Below are 18,380 nucleotides of genomic sequence, written 5' to 3'. Positions count from 1 at the left end.
ATGCTAAAGAAATTATATAGTTGAACGATTCGGAAAACAAGCGGAGCCTGCTCCTTTAGAATCAAGTGGACCCATCCTATCTATTTCAATAAAAATCGGTCATCTCCTCCAATGGAGAGGGTTTTCCAGAATATTGCAGCTTATATAATCGACAGATCGCAGCCACAGTTACATAGACCGGAAGTCATGGTTTGGAGTGCGTGCATACAGGTGTGGCTCTGGACCATAGAACGTTTTTATCCTATGGGAGCAATTGGGTTTTATAGACTATTCCAAATATCGAGAAGACTACCATATAATTGAGACAGATTCGTTCCCTAAAAGGAACAAAATCGAAATGAGCTCGATATTTTTCTTCTCATAGCGAACAGATAAGGGCATTTCTAATTCATGATCTTAACATTTTATCACCGAATAGGAAATGAATCCTGAGGTTTCGAGGAGAAGGGAGAGGAGAACGAGCATTTTCTGAAAAACATAAAGAGGATACGGAGGGAGAGATGAAGTATGATAGCCAACTTGTCAGTAGCCATAGGAATGGTCTATGTGATTCTTGCAACGATAACCATTTGTTTAATATCTATTTTTGTACTTAAGCTAAGAAAAAGCTGGATGGAGAAAAAAACAAAGGAGAGCCTGGTCAAGCTCCAAGATTACTTTACCTATCTGCAAACATATATCGACAGTGAAGCTCCATTACAGCTGCCGCACTTTCAATTAAATCAACATGAACGGCGTGTTGTACAAAAAAAATTGATCGAGCTGATCGAATGCTTGAAGGGAACGCATCGTGAGAAATTAACCAAGCTATGCGAAGACATGCAGCTGGTTCGACGTGATTTACATCGTCTGCAAAGTCCGCTTCCATGGATAAAGGTCGATGCCATCTATCATTTGGGCGCGATGAGATCGGACCAAGCCGTCTCGGGGCTTATGAATACGCTGAAGAGCAATAAGTATGGACCTAATGCTTTTATCGTCGCTCGTTCCATTGCGCAATGTGCAAGCGAGGTCGAACATCTGAGAGAAATGGTGCAGCTTGTCGTGAGGTACGGGAAAAATTTCCACTCGTTAGTTGCTGATATCATTACGGAATCGGAGATGGATTGCACCCCGTTCATGCTGAAGTTTCTGAATCAAGAAGACAGCGACTCCGTCCATATCGCACTCGCAGGACTTCCTGCTCACGTCGTTCCGAGCCAGGCTCCTAGACTTTATCGTTTGCTCGGATCTGGCAATCAGGAAATACGGATGAAAGCCGGCAAGCTGCTGTACAGCGATAACTATGCCATGGTACAGGATGACGAGAAGCAAGTGGATGATCACCTTCGGACTCAGACAGGTCGGTTGCTCCGTAACAAGCGTCAGCAGCAAGCGAGTCACCGATTATCTCGGAATGAACCATACACCAAGTCTGCGCAGTCTTAGTGGAAGGGAGACATCATGAAAGACATCTTATTAGGATTTGGGGTATTTATTACCTATTATGTGGTATTCATCAATAGTCTGTATCTAACTATTCTGTTGTTCTCATTTAAGAAAATTTACTCGATTATTAAGAACAGTGCTTACTCCAAGTTTAAGGCCTTATACGGTTCTGAGCATGTCCCGCCTATATCCATCTTGGTTCCGGCGTATAACGAAGAGCTGACCATTATCGAGAATGTTCGATCTCTACTGGCCCTGAACTATCCGAAGTATGAGGTTATCGTCATCAACGACGGATCGAAGGATGCCACCGTGGACATCCTGGTTAGTGAATTTCAACTCGAGCTTTCAGATCGGACAGCGAGTGACCCTGGTTTGGGAACGGCGGCCGTTAGAGCGGTCTATCACAATCCGCAATACCCAAATCTATACTTAATCGATAAGGATAATGGGGGTAAGGCTGATTCGCTGAATGCCGGCATTAATCTTTCCCATTATCCACTCATCGCTTCCATCGATGCGGATTCTCTGTTAGAGAAGGATGCACTCATTCGCATTGCACGAGTGTACATGGAAAATCCAGACGAAACAGTAGCAGTCGGAGGGATTATCCGAATCGCCAATGGCTGCGAGATTGAAGACGGCATCGTCAAAAAAGTTCATCTGCCCAATCAATTTCTTCCGATGCTTCAAACTGTCGAGTATTTAAAGGCGTTCCTGGGAGGGAGAATCGGCTGGAGCTCCATCAATGGATTACTTATTGTGTCAGGAGCTTTCGGGGTGTTCCGAAAGGATTATGTGATCAAGGTAGGCGGGTACCGCGGGGGATATCCCGGAGAAGATATGAACATTATTATCAAGCTTCATAAGTATATGCTGGAGGAGAAGCTGCCTTACCGTGTTGCCTATTGTCCGGATGCTGTCTGCTGGACGCAAGCTCCCGATTCGCTGCGAATCCTTGGCAGCCAACGAAGGCGATGGGGACGCGGGAATCTCAAGAATATGCTGGAGTATGGCGTAAAGATGACTTTCCATCCGAAGTATAAAGTGATAGGGCTATTAACGCTTCCTTGCAACATTATCTTTGAAACGTTGAATCCGTATTTCAGATTTATCGGTTTGTTGGCCTTGATTGGATACGTCTCGCTGGATTTAACGGCTTGGCCCATACTGGTCGTCTATAGTTTATTGAATATTCTCTATGGAATCATGCTTGGCGTCGGATCGTTGCTGCTCGAAGAAATTGCGTTTAGGCGTTATCCAAGCATGAAGGATACTTTCAAGATGCTGTTCTTTATTATCCTAATGTTCTTAGGGTATCAACAACTGGGAGTGGTTTGGAGATTCCTCGGACATATTGAGTTTCTACGGAACAACAATTCTTGGGGAACGATGACCAGAACCAGCTTTAGCCAGGATAAAAAAACGACTGCTTAAGGAGGGAACTACTATCAATACGAATACGATCGAAAAAATGCCGTCTCAAAAGCTGCAGGATGCACTTGAGCTGTTTCTCACCTACTACAAGGTCAATCAATTACCTTGCGGGATCATTCTAGTTGGGGCCAAAGAGATCGGCGACGTTCGCTTGCAGGAGATGAAAGCTTACTTTGGAAAAGGAGGCTCGCAGTTAGTTTCCCAATATTATTACGATTACGAAAGTGGAATTTTGGCTATTTTATTGGCCGATCGGAATCTAAGTTTTGCCCATTTCCAATCTCTTCTGGTTAAGGATTACCTGCAGCAGCGTGATCTTCTGGCTGGACAAATCTTAATCGCCAGTTTCCCTGAGAATGGAAATTCGGCTTTGCAGCTATTCAAAGAGATGCAGGATGAGATGAGTAAGGATGCCGGAAATCTAGGCGAAATTCGTATATTTAACGCTGAAGCGCTGGCTTCCAAGGAAAAGATTCGCATCCTGGTGGTCAACGATGACGTGACAATTAATGAGTTCTTGAATATTTATTTATGCCAAAAAGGCTATATCGTTCACTTTGCTTACAACGGCAGAGAGGGAATCGCCAAATTCAAGGAGCTGAAGCCGGATTTGGTGATTGTAGAGCTCAATTTACCGATCGTAGATGGCTATCACCTGATTCGTACAATTAAGGATAGTGAACAAGGCAAGAGCAGTAAAATGATGGTGCTCACGAATAAACGCTTGGAAGACGACATCAAAAGAACGTTTGACATGGGTGTCTCCGACTATATGACCAAGCCCTTTTCTCCGGTCGAGCTGGAAGCTCGCATTAAAAGATTGTTTCAAAAAAATGAATATAAGGGAGAATTCTAACCATGATTAATTATTCGAATTTGAAACAACTTATTGTATCGAAAACAGCTAAGGTCGGGGTCATCGGACTCGGGTATGTGGGCCTTCCGCTTGCTATGGAGATGGTCAAAAGCGGCTTTACCGTTATTGGTATAGATTTGGATGTCAGAAAAATCGAAAAATTAAATCAGGGCCAGTCCTATATCCAGGACGTGCCGGATGAAGTGATTCGATCCAGCATGGAATCGGGACGCTTCATTCCGACTGCCGACTATGCGGCACTTGAGGAGCTGCATGCCATCAGTATCTGCGTACCGACACCACTCAGCGAAAATCAGGACCCGGACACTTCTTATATAACCAGCGTAGTGAGCATGATCAAAAAGCATATGAAAAAAAGCATGCTGATCACGCTGGAGAGCACGACTTATCCGGGTACAACGGAAGAGCTGATTCAATGGGAATTTGAAAGAGCTGGTTTAAAGGTTGGGGAAGACTTCTTCCTCTGCTTCTCTCCAGAGCGTGTCGATCCGGGCAATCGTTCCTTCAATACGTACAATACGCCTAAAGTCATCGGAGGCACGACGCCTAAATGCGCAGAGCTTGGCTCGCTTCTATACGGGAACACGGTAAAAACGGTGGTTACCGTCTCTTCGCCTAAGGTAGCCGAAATGTCGAAGCTGCTTGAAAATACATTCCGGAGTGTAAACATTGCGTTCATCAATGAGATGGCTATGATGTGCGACAGGATGGGGATTAATGTCTGGGAGGTTATCAAAGCGGCTGCTACGAAGCCATTCGGGTATATGCCGTTCGCCCCGGGTCCGGGAATTGGCGGACATTGCATCCCGCTGGACCCGATGTATTTGTCCTGGAAAGCCAAAGGCTTTCGCTTCCATAGTCAATTTATCGAGCTGGCCCAATCGATCAATGACAATATGCCGGATTACGTCATCAGCAAAACGTCTCAAGTTCTTAATATCTATGCCAAATCGATCCGAAAATCAAACATCCTCGTCCTTGGTATGGCCTACAAAGCGGATATTGATGATTTGCGTGAATCTCCGGGCCTGCACATCTATGAGTTGTTTAAAGAAAGAGGCGCGCGTGTCGATTACTTTGATCCGCATGCACAAAGCTTCTTGGATAAACACGGGAATACGATCCAGTCCATCCCGTATGATTTGGAGAAGATGCAGAGCTATGACTGCTTTGTCCTCGTAACGGGTCACAAAAGCTTTGATTACCAAGCCTTCGCGGATCTGGGCGTAGCCATTGTGGATACACGAAATGCCTTCGAGGGCATCGATGCCCCTCATATCTACCAGCTTGGGACATCCGTCAAGCTGCCGGAAGAACAAGAACAAGACGTGCTTCTGTTGGCGTAATTGTGAATGGATCGCTTATTCTAACTTACTTAGCGGGGAGAGAGTCTGATGTGCGGAATTGTAGGATATATTGGAAAAGGTCAAGCTCAGCCGATTTTGACTCATGGCTTGAAGAAGCTGGAATACCGGGGATATGATTCCGCTGGAATCGCGGTTTATGACGGAGAGAAAGTTCAGGTGTCCAAGTCTAAGGGGGGCTTGGCTGTTCTTGAACATCGGTTGGAGCAATTACCGGTGCCGGGCTCCTTGGGGATCGGCCATACGCGGTGGGCGACACATGGGCGCCCCTCCGACGTGAATTCTCATCCGCATACGGATGTAACGGGGAAATTTTCAGTCGTGCATAACGGAATTATCGAGAATTATCTCGATCTCAAGCAAGAGCTTCAGGAGAAGGGAGTCACCTTCGTTTCGGAGACGGATACGGAAGTGATCGTTCACCTGCTTTCCGACTTATATGAGGGCGATATTGTGGCTACGATTCAAAAAGCCGCGTCCAAGCTGCGTGGCGCCTATGCGCTCGGTGTGATTACAGCGTACGAGCCGGACAAGCTGGTTGCCGTTCGTTTGGCGAGTCCGCTCGTCATTGGACTAGGCCAGGAAGAAAACTTCATCGGCTCCGACATTTCCGCTGTGCTTGAGCATACTCGCGATATTTATATCCTAGAGGATGGCGAGATGGCGGTCATTACGAAGCATGACGTGGCGCTGATGAAGATTGAAACACGGGAAACGGTCCAGCGCGAAATTTACCGGGTGGATTGGGATCTCGAGCAAACGGAAAAAGACGGTTTTGATCATTTTATGCTCAAGGAAATTTACGAGCAGCCGAATGCTTTTCGGAAAACGATATTAAACCGTATTGACGCCGAGGGTAAACATATTGTGTTTGAAGGTCTGCAATGGAGCTCAGAGCAAATCCAGAAGCTGGACAAAATCTTCATTGTCGCCTGCGGTACCGCCTATCATGCCGGATTGGTCGGGAAGCACGTCATCGAAGAGCTGACCCGGATCCCGGTAGAGGTGGAGGTTGCGTCCGAGTTTAGATATCGCCGTCCGATTGTGACGGATCGAACGTTGGTTATCGTGGTCAGCCAGTCTGGGGAGACGGCGGATACGCTCGCAGCTCTCCGGGAGAGCCAACGGCTCGGCGCCAAGGTCTTAGCCATTACCAATGTGGCGGGCAGCTCCATCGCCCGCGATGCGGATGAAGTCATTGCGACCGCAGCGGGGCCGGAGATTGCCGTCGCCTCGACCAAGGCTTATACGTCGCAGCTCATTGCCTTCTATTTATTCGGCATTTACCTGGCTCAGATCAAGGAAACGATCCCGGAAGAAGAGCGCCAGGTCATGATTGAAGCTCTGTGCAAATTGCCGGAACAAACGGAGGCCGTCCTTCAGCATGCTGACGATATTCGGATGTATGCCGAGGCGATCAAGGACCATTCCAGCTTATTCTTTATCGGTCGCGGCATCGATTATGCCGTAGCGCTGGAGGGCTCTCTGAAGCTGAAGGAAATTTCTTATATTCACTCAGAGGCCTATGCGGCGGGCGAATTAAAGCATGGAACCCTGGCATTGGTCGAAGAAGGAACTCCTGTCATTGCGCTGGCTACTCAGACGGAGCTTTACGAGAAGCTGGTCAGCAATATTAAAGAAGTCAAGGCGCGTGGTGCTCAAGTACTCGGAATCACCTTGGAAGATAATGTTGAGCTGCACCGAAACGTTGACGATGTCTGCTTAGTTCCAAGTACGCTGGCTTTGTTTACGCCTATTTTATCCGTCATTCCTTTACAACTCATTTCTTATTATGCGTCTCTAGCCCTTGGGCATAATGTGGACAAACCGCGCAACCTGGCCAAAAGCGTCACGGTAGAGTAACCCGTTGTCATCGTCAAGAATTCCGTTCAGCCAGATCGTTGCTGCCATGGAATTCTTGACGAATGTTTAGGGAGGAGAGGGAGTTCTCGATGATAAAAGCTGCCGGAAAAGGTTTGGATCAACAAGCCATATTGGATATTTTGCTGGAGGTTTGCGAGAGGGGACAAACGATTCAATCGCTCGGGACGAAAGAGATTGTTCAAGATATTGTGGTTCGATTAAAGCCCTATTATGTTCCGGAGTTGGAGGAAGCATGAGGAATCGTTACGCGATTGTGTTGGCAGCCGGCAAAGGAACCCGGATGAAATCCAAGCAGTACAAGGTCTTACATACCGTTTGCGGCAAACCAATGGTTCAGCATGTGCTCGATAGCTTGAAGGGCATCGTTGGAGGTCAGATTGTTGTGATTGTCGGCCACGGCGCCGAGCAGGTGAAGGAGCAACTGGGCTCCTCGGTCCAATATGCCCTCCAGGAGAAGCAATTGGGGACCGCACATGCCGTGTTGATGAGCCAAGATCTCTTACAGCATCAGACGGGAGCCACGATCATCGTCAGCGGAGATACTCCGTTAATTAGATCGGAAACCCTCGAACAGCTCATGGAGCAGCATGAGAAAAGCCAAGCAGCGGCCGTCGTGCTGACTGCGGTACTGGACGATCCTACGGGATACGGAAGAATTATCCGCACCCCCGACGGTTTTGTAGAACGGATCGTGGAGCATAAGGATGCAACCGAGACGGAAAGAGCCGTTTCGGAGGTCAGCACCGGAATCTTTTGCTTTGATAACCAAGCGTTATTCCAAGCTCTGAGGCAAGTCAAGAATGACAATGCGCAAGGCGAGTACTATTTGCCCGATGTTATCGAAATCATGAGAAAAGCAGGCCGCTCCATTTCCGCTTTTCCGACCCCGGCTGTGGAGGACGGAATGGGAGTGAACGATCGGGTGCAGCTGGCTGCAGTTGAAAAGCTTCTGCGCGCTCGAATCAATGAGAAGCATATGAGAAACGGAGTTACCCTAGTTGACCCTGATTCGACGTACATTGATGCGGAGGTTGTCATTGGAGCGGACACCGTGATTCACCCGGGAACGTTTCTTAGGGGGAGCACCTGCATTGGTGAAGACTGCGTGATCGGACCGATGGCTGATCTGTCGGATTGTCAGGCGGATAGCAAAGCGATGATCTCCTACACCCGGTTAAGGAAAAGTCATCTTCGTCCGTCGGATACGGCTGTGGATCATCCATTGGAGGGCCTCTTATCAACACGCTAACCCCGCTGGCGCGCAGAAAAATGTTCCATCGCAGCACGGTTGTCATCGTAGCGTTACTGCTGGTTGCAGCAGTTGTCTCCTTTTTTCGGGATGATGTTTGGTCTTCGTTATCTACCCAGCCAGCCAAAGCCAGACCTATCTTTGAAGACCAAGGAGTCCGAAGCATCGCTAAAGTCAACGGCGAACATCTTACCCTCTATGACGGGACGGACTGGAAGTCGACCTTCTGGCCGGGCATCAATCTGGGAGCCACCACCCCGGGACACTTTCCAGGGGAGCTTTCCCCGACCCGTGCGGATTATCTACGCTGGTTCACGCAGATGCAGGAGATGAACATCAAGGTGATCCGCATCTATACGATCCTGCCGCCCGTATTTTACGAAACCTTGAGTAAGTTCAACCAAAGCACCGATAAGCCCTTGTATATGATGCAAGGAATATGGGCTCCCGAAGAGAAATTGATAGGGGATGATCGGCGCGGAAGAGATGCGTATACACCTGACATTGCTAACGAATTTATGAGTGAAATCGAAGATGCCGTGAGGGTCATTCATGGAGATGCGAAGCTTCCCGAACGAAGAGGTCATGCAAGCGGCGAATACCGCACGGATGTTTCGCCCTATGTATTAGGCTGGATCTTGGGGACGGAGTGGCACCCTCATATGGTACAGGTTACCAATTCGGAGCATGCGAACATGCCGCCGTATGTCGGGGAGTACATCTCTGCCAAGGAAAGTGCCTCTCCGTTTGAAAGCTGGCTTGCCTCCATGCTGGATGTATTAGCGAAGGAGGACATGAAGTATGGCTGGCAGCACCCCGTTTCGTTTACGAATTGGTTAACCACGGATCCGCTCCCGCATCCGAACGAGCCGCTTGAACAAGAAGACATGGTATCTGTGGATCCCATGAATGTAAAGGCCACCGATGCTTGGACCGCAGGATACTTTGCGGCCTATCATGTTTATCCCTATTACCCGGATTTCATGAGATACGAGGAGAATTATCAGAGCTATCGCGATAGTCAGGGCAAAATAAACCCCTATGCGGGGTATTTGCATGATCTGCGCGCTCATCATCAAGGCATCCCGATTTTTGTAGCGGAATTCGGTGTGCCCAGCTCGAGAGGGATCGCTCATTATGGGCCCGCCGGTATGAATCAGGGGATGCATACCGAATCGGAGCAAGGTCAATTGGATGCAGATATGCTTCAGAGCATCTATGAAGAAGGGTACAATGGGGCCTTGCTGTTTGCTTGGCAGGATGAATGGTTCAAGCACACCTGGAATACGGTCGACCTGGAGCTGCCCCCGGAACGTCGGTCCTTGTGGAGAAATAGCTTGACCAATGAGGAGCACTTTGGAGTCATTGCCGTCGAAGCGGGGGATTCTGGTGATAACACGATTAAGTTAGACGGGAAGAAGAGCGATTGGGAGAAGAGAAAGCACAAGGTCAAACAAGCTTATGCAGACTTTGATCTCACGGTGTCTCATGATGAAGCCTATCTGTACATAATGGTAAGGAAACGGGATGGGGATTGGGATTTAGCTCAAGACAAGGTGGATATCGGCTTTGATACGTTGCCAGGCGGGAGTCTAGTCGCTGATCGATTGCCAGGCATCAAGTTCACGAACGGCATTGAGTTTTTATGGAGTATGCGCGGAGTAAACGATACCCGGCTCTTTGTGAATAGCGCGTACGATCAGCATACCTGGCTGTATGGGCACGTGAAAAAGATGCTGCCGTGGGACCCTCGTTACAATCAAAATACATTAGGTCTCTTTTTGCCGTGGAAGCTTACTCTGAACAAAGAACAGTATTTACCCGTAAGCCAGAAAACGGTTCCTATCGAAGAATATGAAGTAGGGAAGATGAGGTACGGGATCACCGATCCGGAAGCGCCTGCTTTCGATTCGTTGGCCGATTGGTATGCTTCCGGTGATGTCATGGAGATCCGTATTCCTTGGATGCTGCTGGGTTATACGGATCCGAGCAGTCACCAGGTTTGGAATTATCCCTATGCGGCTGATGGACTTGTACCTGTCACTAGCGATGGGGTACGCATAGAACCCTTCGTCGAATCGAGCGGCAAGCTTTCTAACGCATCATCATCTCCCTTATTCTATCAATGGGAATCCTGGGATCTGCCTACGTACCATGAACGTAAGAAGCAAAGCTATGAGATTCTTCGCAAAGCTTATGAAGAACTATCCAATATTGAGCTGAAATAAACCTGATTCTGGTCGGGAACACAATTAAATAGACATTGAAAAAACACTAGTCTGCAGGCTGGCGTCGGTACTTAACCGGCGTCAGCTTATTTCATTTGTAGTTATAAATAATAGGGTTTCGATAGCCAATAATAGTCCAATGCGTAAGGAACTGCGCCAGTATGGCATGTATAGTTCTTGTATAGGTCGCGGCAGTAAAATGATGAAGTAAGCTGTGTAATTTGGCCTATTCGGTTATTTGCAGGAACGGATTGGCGAAAATGGTCGACGGAAAGGGGGAGAAGGTTACTAAGCATGGATCAACTGCCTGCACACCCACGGAGCTTGCCCGGTCATCTGGAACTCCTCAAGATTTCGAAGATGTAAAGGACCGCTGGGTCAAGCCAATAGGTGATGTCTATTTGCTTGTGCGTTATATGGAACGGATGATCTTGCCTTCTAAAAATTTAGGGAAATCGAGGAGAAATTGGCAATGAAACGAAAGCGCAGTGTAAGTAAATCGGTACTGTCTTTTTGCCTAGCGGTTATGCTTATTTTGCAAACGGTGATGTTCTCTGCTCTTGCATATGCGGAGAGCGCGCCAGCAGTGAGCGAACCCGGCTCGTCGGATGCGAACGGGCCGTCGGTACCTGAGGCGGTGTACAATGTGCCGGACGGGCATGCTGTGCTGGTCGGCAAACCCGCAGCTATAACGGTAGGCCCAGCGGACAAAACAGCGGTGCTCATGGGGGCTAATTCACCGTTTCCATTGACGGTGCAGCAGGGAACACCTGCTGTTGTTATTCCACCCGGCGGTACCATCCAAGGCAGACAGCCATTTACGCTTAAGTCGGAAGGTCTCAAGGTGCCTGTGAATGGCGATGATGCGGATCCGACTAATGCGGATCCAAGCCTGTACATTCAGAAGGGCGACTGGATCGAACTGAAAAGCGCAGACCACTTCCAAGAAGCGGTGTTGCCAACGGCTACCAAGCCATTGATGGCACAGACGGAATCTGGCTCGAAAAAACTTGGTACGGCCTATTTCACACCGGTCAGCATTAAGGTTCTGTTTGACGGAGATGAAGGCTTTTTCAATGGTGTCGGGCGAGCCGTTACCTTCGGCTTTGAAACCACCGCCAATTCGGATCTGTCAGGCATGGATTACGGCGATACAAAGCCCATTAGTATGTTCGGGAAAACGTACCAGCTAAAAAATCCGGACGTCACGGCGGCATACAGCATCACATTGACCTCGCCGGGAATGATCAAGTGGGATCAGTATAGTTATCGTGGACTTCAAGCCACACAATTGGTTGAGGGAGCGGTTACTTGGCAGTCAACCGTATCTGCCTTCGATAAGTTGGATAATACAATCAAACTGTCGCTGGACGGGAAGACGTTCTATACGAACCCTTCATCTTATAATACTGGCAATGGTAATGTCCGCGGTATCTATGTGTCAGGTTCATTCAAAGTAAACGGTATAGAGGCAACCCCAAGCATCGGTGGGGACGGATCGTTAACCTATACTTTCCCAGCGGAAACAGGGGTAGATCCGAAGGTCGAATATAAAACATGGATTCCAAAGGAAGGCTACTATTACGAGCACCGGAATCCGCCAAGCAATCTGGGGCGCAGCTATCGGGACATGTTTGGCAAAGTAGAACTGAGACAGGGCAATGATAAGCTGGCGGAGGCAGGTCAGGAGATTTCTTTTGCTCCAGACTGGATTCAAGCCAGCGCTTCGTATGATCACGCTAATGAAATGATCACATGGAAAGTCGTTGTCAACAACTATAACAAAAAGGGTTTAAAGGATTTTACGATCACCAATGTACTGCCTAATGGGCTAGAGTTTACTTCTGCCACACGGCAGACATGGGTAGATAATGCTGCCTCTGCAGTAACATCCATTATACCAGATGCAAATGGCGTTTATTCTTTCGGGAATATTGACGGTAAAGTGGAGCTAGTGATTAAGAGTAAGGTAACCAACGGCTCCAATTTTAGAATAGACCCGCGCGCTAACTGGAATTTGGATACACCGGGTGGCATACAGAACAACGATATAGCAACCGGTACAAGACCTACCGCAGTGACTGACGAGGCCATTGTCACTATCGGCGATCATACTTTTACAAAATTCGCTTCTATTGCGATGGAGGATTTTCACCTCGGCGGCGTCACATGGACGGTCAGCCTGGCACCACAATATACCCTGCCCAATGCGGTGGTCTACGATGTGCTGGTGCATGGCGGTGATCTGAGCGTTCTGGACCAGGCGGTGGATGCAACCGGTGAGGTCAGCAAGGAAGCGATTGCGAAAATCAAAGCAAATGTAAATACGGCGCAGCTGTGGACGCAGTACCACGCGGGTACTCTGAAGAGCGCGAACGGCTTGACCATGAAGGCTATTCCTTTGACTGTGAACGGTGAAGTCGTGGCGGACTTGATCAAGGTGACTGGATACACCGACCAGTCTGCATCCTTCAGCTTCCGCGCACTTGTGACCAATCCGGATATCCTCTTCAGGCAGGATATTAACACAGGGAAAACGCTCTGGAATCGGGCTTTGCTCTTTGAAGGCGAAACCGTCAAACAAGCGCAAAAAGATGTCAACCTTCACCTGCGTATGCTGAACAAGGATATGCTCTTTGCGTCGAAGCCATTGAAGGCAGATGGTACGCCTGAAAACGTTACCCCAAATAACGCCAGCAGCTACATCTCAGACGATAACAACGAGGCATGGACGATTTCTGCCTATGACCGGACGACCAAGACCGTCACCTTCCGCTTAGGGGTAAATATGCCAGGGTACAACACGGTCGAAATGGCGAAAGACGGCGGAAGTCGGGTCATCACCAATGTGAAGCTGGTGGATACCCTGCCGGTAGACTGGGAGTTCGTTCCGTTTACCGAGGGGAAGAATTTTGAGCTTTGGAAAGGTTATTCGGACAATGGCAGCGGCACCAGCTATGGGGTTCGAAACAACGCTGTGTCCATCATCGAGCCGAACGACCCTGCTCATGTGGTGAACTTCTCCCATAGCGGCAACGTAGGCACCTTCACCTTCTCCAAACTGGAAGGTCCTTATGTCATTCTGGTGAAGGCGAGACCTTCCAATGCGGCTCTGGAGAAATATTTGGACGAATACACCGCGCAAGGGAAAAACAAGCAGGTCCTGTACAACAAAGCCGACCTGCACATGACATGGGGCGGGGTGGAAAAGGTCCTCACCGAACAGCGCAAGCTCATTGTGCCCATTCAGGCGCTGGGCAAGTCAGTAACAAAGCCGTTTCCCGGCGTGCTGGAATGGACGGTGAACTATTACCCGCCATATCACATGGAGAATGGCGTGTATTTAGAGGACACGCTAGGGGCAGGTATGAACCTGCGCAAGGATGAAAGCGGAAAGCTTGTGCTGATAGCACCCAGCATGGCGGTTTATCGTGCCAAGCTTACTGCGAGCGGTGCTCTGGAACGGGACGGTGCAGCACTGAATCTCAGTGACCCGAATAGTGAAATTCGGGTGGAAGCCGAACCGGGCGCAGGCGGCACGACGGTTCTGAAATTCATGATGACCAATCCCAATAACTATTACCAGTTTGTGTACCAGTCCGAGGTTGATCCTACCAAAGCGAAGGCCGGCGACAAGATGGGCAACGAGGTCAAGCTGGTGGGCGATGACAAACTGAAATTGCTCAGAGTCAAAAGCGAAAGCACGCTGGATAGTACGGACGTATCCGGCAGTTCCGGTTCCAATGCCCTGCTGCCTTTGAAAAAGGTAGACCCTAGCGGCAATCCGCTGAAGGGCGTAGAGTTTACGCTGTATAAGAAAGACGGCGGAACGCAAGTCGCCAAGGGAACAACCGGTGGTGACGGCAAGCTCAATCTGCTGTTCCCGAATCCGGGCTTTTATGAGCTCAAGGAAACCTATATTGACACCACGACGTGGCTGCCCACTACGAGAATTTATCAGGTGTATGTAGGAAATACTCCCGGGAAGCCCATCTGGGTAGACGGCGTGAAAGTAACCGCTGGGGATCCACTGGTTGTGCCAACTCCTGCTGCCGGCAAGCTGACGATCAGCAATAAGGTGGCAGGTAACGGGAGTGATAAGAATAAGGAATTTGCGTTCACCATCACCTTCCAGGGTGAGGGCAAAGGTGAGAGTTATCCTTATACCAAGCCAGATGGCACTAGTGGAACGATCAAAAGCGGCGATACGATCCAGCTGAAGCATGGACAAAGTGCTGTCATTCCGAACCTGCTCGAGGGTCTGGTCTATTCCGTAACCGGAAATGATTACTCTCCGGGCGGCTACAGCACGGACCCAACGAATCGAATTCTTACCGACACGATCGTTGCGAATGGCGACCACAAGGCTCCGTTCGTCCACACACGGATGGTGTACGGAAGTTTGCAGATCGGGCAGACGGTAACGGGCAACGGCGGACAGCCGGATAAGGCGTTCGAGTTCACCGTCACTTTCGGTGGCGAGGGTGCAAGCGGAGAATATGCTTATACCAAGCCGGACGGTACGACAGGAAGGATCAAGTCCGGTGGCAAGATTGCCCTCAAGCATGGGGAAACCGTCACCATGGACAGGATTCCTAAGGATACGACCTACACCGTCACTGAGACTGATTATACGACAGATGGTTACACGACTGAACCGACGAGCCTGACGCATACCGGTACGATCGCGGAGGGGGGCACACATAAAGCGTTGTTCGTCAACACGCGGATGGTGTATGGCAGTCTGACGATCGGGCAGAAGGTCGCTGGCAACGGCGGACAGCCGGATAAGGTGTTCGAGTTCACCGTCACCTTCGACGGCGAAGGCAAGGACGCAAGCTATGCCTATACCGGAACAGGCGTTGCATCCGGCAGCCTCAAGAGCGGGGACACGATCCGTCTGAAACACGGTGAGCAAATTAAGTTCCCGAAATTGCCGAAAGGTCTGACCTACACCGTCGTCGAAACGGATTATACATCCGACGGTTATACGACGAATTGGCCAGATCGGACGCATACCGACACGATCAGCGAGGGTGGCGTACATCAAGCGGAGTTTGTCAACACACGGCTGCTGTTCGGCGGTCTGCTGATCGGGCAGACGGTGGAAGGCGGCGGCGCGGATAAGGATAAGGCATTTGTGTTCACCGTCACGTTCGGCGGTGCGGGTGCAAGTGAAGAGTATACCTATACGAAATCGGACGGCACTACAGGAAAAATGAAATCCGGCGATACGATCTCTCTCAAGCATGGGAAAACCGTCGCCATTGCCGAAACCGACATTCTTACGGGTACGACTTATAAGGTTACCGAAACTGATTATACGGCCGAGGGTTACACAACAAATCCAGCAGGGCTGACGCATAGCGGCACGATTGTGGAGAAGCAGATTTCCGAAGCTCGCTTCGTCAATACGAAGTATCTCCCGGGCAAGCTGCTGATCGGCCAGAAGGTAATGGGCAATGGCGGACAGCCGGATAAGGCGTTCGAGTTCACCGTCACTTTCGGTGGGGAGGGCGCAAGCGGAGAGTACGCTTATACCAAGCCGGACGGTACTGCAGGAACGATCAAGTCCGGCGGCACGATCACCCTCAAGCATGGGGAAACTGTCGCTATTGCCGGGATTCCTAAGGATACAACTTACACGGTCACCGAGACTGACTACGCGACAGATGGTTACACGACTGACCCGACGGGCCTGGCGCATACCGGTACGATCGCGGAGGGCGGCACGCATAAAGCGTTGTTCGTCAATACGCGGATGGTGTACGGCAGTCTGACGATCGGGCAGAAGGTCGCTGGCAACGGCGGACAGCCGGATAAGGCGTTCGAGTTCACCGTCACCTTCGATGGCGAAGGCAAGGACGCAAGCTATGCTTATACCGGAACGGGCGCTCCATCGGGCAGCCTCAAGAGCGGGGATACGATCCATCTGAAGCACGGTGAGCAAATTAAGTTCCCGAAATTGCCGAAAGGTCTGACCTACACCGTCATCGAAACCGATTATACAGCTGACGGTTATACGACGAATTGGCCAGATCGGACGCATACCGACACGATCAGCGAGGATGGCGTACATCAAGCGGAGTTTGTCAACACACGGCTGCTGTTCGGCGGTCTGCTGATCGGGCAGACGGTGGAAGGCAGCGGTGCGGATAAGGATAAGGCATTTGTGTTCACCGTCACGTTCGACGGCACGGGTGCAAATGAAGAGTATGCTTATACGAAATCGGACGGCACTACAGGAAAAATGAAATCCGGCGGCACCATCTCTCTCAAACATGGGGAAACCGTCGCTATTGCCGAAACCGACATTCTTACGGGTACGACTTATACCGTTACCGAAACCGATTATTCGGTCGAGGGTTACACAACAAACCCAGTGGGGCTGACGCATAGCGGCACGATTGTGGAGAAGCAGATTTCCGAAGCTCGCTTCGTCAATGCGAAGTATCTCCCGGGCAAGCTGACGCTGACGGCAGATCCTGCAGCAGTTCCCGGCGACGGTAAAACGCCTTCGCAGCTGACGGCTACGTTGACCGATTATGCAGGCAATCCGGTTGTGAATCGGGAAGTCGTCTTTACATTGCCGGACCAATCGGAAGTAAAGGCTACGACTGATGAGCAAGGAAGAGCGGTGATCTCTTATACACCGCCAAAGCTGGGCGCAACAACGCCTGAGGATCACATCATCACGGCCAAGGTGAACAGTCTGACAGAAGGAATCTTGACCGCCACCGCGAATGTAACCGCCATGCCGGCGGCAATCGTCGGGGTGCTGCGGGACAACACCACAGGCGAAGTGATTCCGAATGCGACCATTGTGATTACAAACGATACGAACGGCGAGAAGCACACGATCACGACCGATGCCGCAGGCGCGTATTTCCTCCCTGTGGCGTATGGTGGAGACTATACGATCAGCTTCCCGAAAAAGATCAAAATCAATGGCGTTGATGAGTCGATTACCTTCACGCAAAAAGCAGTGGTTGACAGCAATGTGAAGGGCGGGGAAGTGGTTCCGGCGCACATTACGGCTGTAGGCATCGTGCTCGTGAAGCAGCCCGAAGGGCATTCTTCGCTGATGAAGAGCGCGCTCGCTAATAAGATGCGCATTTATTTGCGGGATGCGAACGGCAACTATATGGTGGATCAGAACGGCGCTCCCAAAGCATTCAGCTTGCAGCCTGACGGTTCATTCTTCGTGGATGGCCTAGCTGCGGAGAGCTATAAAATGGAAGTGCGTTACGAGGTTGCACGGGGCAAAGAATTGACGCTCATTCGAGATGCAAAGCTCGATGTGAAGGCGAACGGCGAATTGAATATTTCGCAGGAGCTCGTTGACCCGTATGGCATCATTACGGACGCAAAGACTGGCGCAGCCATCGCAGGAGCTAGAGTGACACTGTACTATGCGGATACGCCTAGGAACAGGGCGAACGGCATCGTGCCAGGGACGACAGTCACGCTGCCTGCGATTCCGGGCTTTGAACCCAACGATAACGCCAGCCCAAGTCAGAACAGCGATGCAACCGGCTCCTATGCGTACATGGTGTTCCCGGACACGGACTACTACCTGATTGTAACGAAAGCCGGTTATGAGACGCATGTGAGTGCAACCATCTCGGTCGGAATCGACATTGTACGCTATGATGTGCAGTTGAAGCCGTTAAGTTCCGATGGTTCTGAGCCCGGCAACGGCAGCCCTGAACCTGGCAACGGCAACCCCGGAGCAGGCAACGGCAACCCCGGAGCAGGCAACGGCAACCCTGGAGCAGGCAACGGCAACCCTGGAGCAGGCAACGGCAACCCCGGAGCAGGCAACGGTAACCCCGGAACCGGCAACGCCAACCCCGGAACTGGTAACAGCAACCCCGGAGCAGGTAACGGCAACCCCGGAGCAGGCAACGGCG

9 protein-coding genes are annotated in these 18,380 nt (G+C 50.2%); all 9 read left to right on the top strand.

The window, feature by feature from the left end; genetic code table 11:
• The first annotated feature begins 612 nt into the window (after nucleotides 1–612).
• Entirely contained in the window at nucleotides 613–1,428 is an 816-nt protein-coding gene (locus WMW72_RS23235) for a hypothetical protein (RefSeq protein WP_341417967.1), read from the top strand.
• Nucleotides 1,429–1,443: 15 nt separating this feature from the next.
• Nucleotides 1,444–2,865 carry a glycosyltransferase family 2 protein gene (locus WMW72_RS23230; RefSeq protein WP_341417966.1) on the top strand — a complete coding sequence of 474 codons (1,422 nt, stop codon included), beginning with the start codon at nucleotides 1,444–1,446 and terminating at the stop codon, nucleotides 2,863–2,865.
• 37 nt (nucleotides 2,866–2,902) lie between these two features.
• Nucleotides 2,903–3,721, top strand: a complete 819-nt coding sequence (locus WMW72_RS23225; RefSeq protein WP_341417965.1) for a response regulator transcription factor — start codon at nucleotides 2,903–2,905, stop codon at nucleotides 3,719–3,721.
• A 2-nt stretch (nucleotides 3,722–3,723) separates the two neighbouring features.
• The gene (locus WMW72_RS23220; protein WP_341417964.1) at nucleotides 3,724–5,088 is read left to right on the top strand and encodes a nucleotide sugar dehydrogenase; all 1,365 of its coding nucleotides are present in this window, start codon (nucleotides 3,724–3,726) and stop codon (nucleotides 5,086–5,088) included.
• Between the two features lie 48 nt (nucleotides 5,089–5,136).
• On the top strand, nucleotides 5,137–6,969 hold the full coding sequence (gene glmS / locus WMW72_RS23215; protein ID WP_341417963.1) for a glutamine--fructose-6-phosphate transaminase (isomerizing): 1,833 nt from the start codon (nucleotides 5,137–5,139) through the stop codon (nucleotides 6,967–6,969).
• Nucleotides 6,970–7,058: 89 nt separating this feature from the next.
• The gene (locus tag WMW72_RS23210; RefSeq protein WP_341417962.1) at nucleotides 7,059–7,226 is read left to right on the top strand and encodes a hypothetical protein; all 168 of its coding nucleotides are present in this window, start codon (nucleotides 7,059–7,061) and stop codon (nucleotides 7,224–7,226) included.
• Nucleotides 7,223–8,239 (top strand): bifunctional UDP-N-acetylglucosamine diphosphorylase/glucosamine-1-phosphate N-acetyltransferase GlmU, encoded by a 1,017-nt coding sequence (glmU, locus tag WMW72_RS23205; RefSeq protein ID WP_341417961.1) that lies wholly within the window; start codon nucleotides 7,223–7,225, stop codon nucleotides 8,237–8,239. The genes WMW72_RS23210 and glmU overlap by 4 nt, the downstream gene beginning before the upstream one ends.
• Before the next feature lie 20 nt (nucleotides 8,240–8,259).
• Nucleotides 8,260–10,467, top strand: a complete 2,208-nt coding sequence (locus tag WMW72_RS23200; protein WP_341417960.1) for a hypothetical protein — start codon at nucleotides 8,260–8,262, stop codon at nucleotides 10,465–10,467.
• Between the two features lie 472 nt (nucleotides 10,468–10,939).
• On the top strand, nucleotides 10,940–18,380 hold a 7,441-nt coding region (locus WMW72_RS23195), incomplete at its 3' end, for a DUF7601 domain-containing protein (protein ID WP_341417959.1).

Origin of the sequence: Paenibacillus filicis (genome assembly GCF_038070315.1) — a bacterium.
Lineage (GTDB): Bacteria > Bacillota > Bacilli > Paenibacillales > NBRC-103111 > Paenibacillus_G > Paenibacillus_G filicis.
The sequence above is the reverse complement of the archived record's forward strand: the minus strand, read 5'-3'. Positions and strand labels throughout refer to the sequence as shown.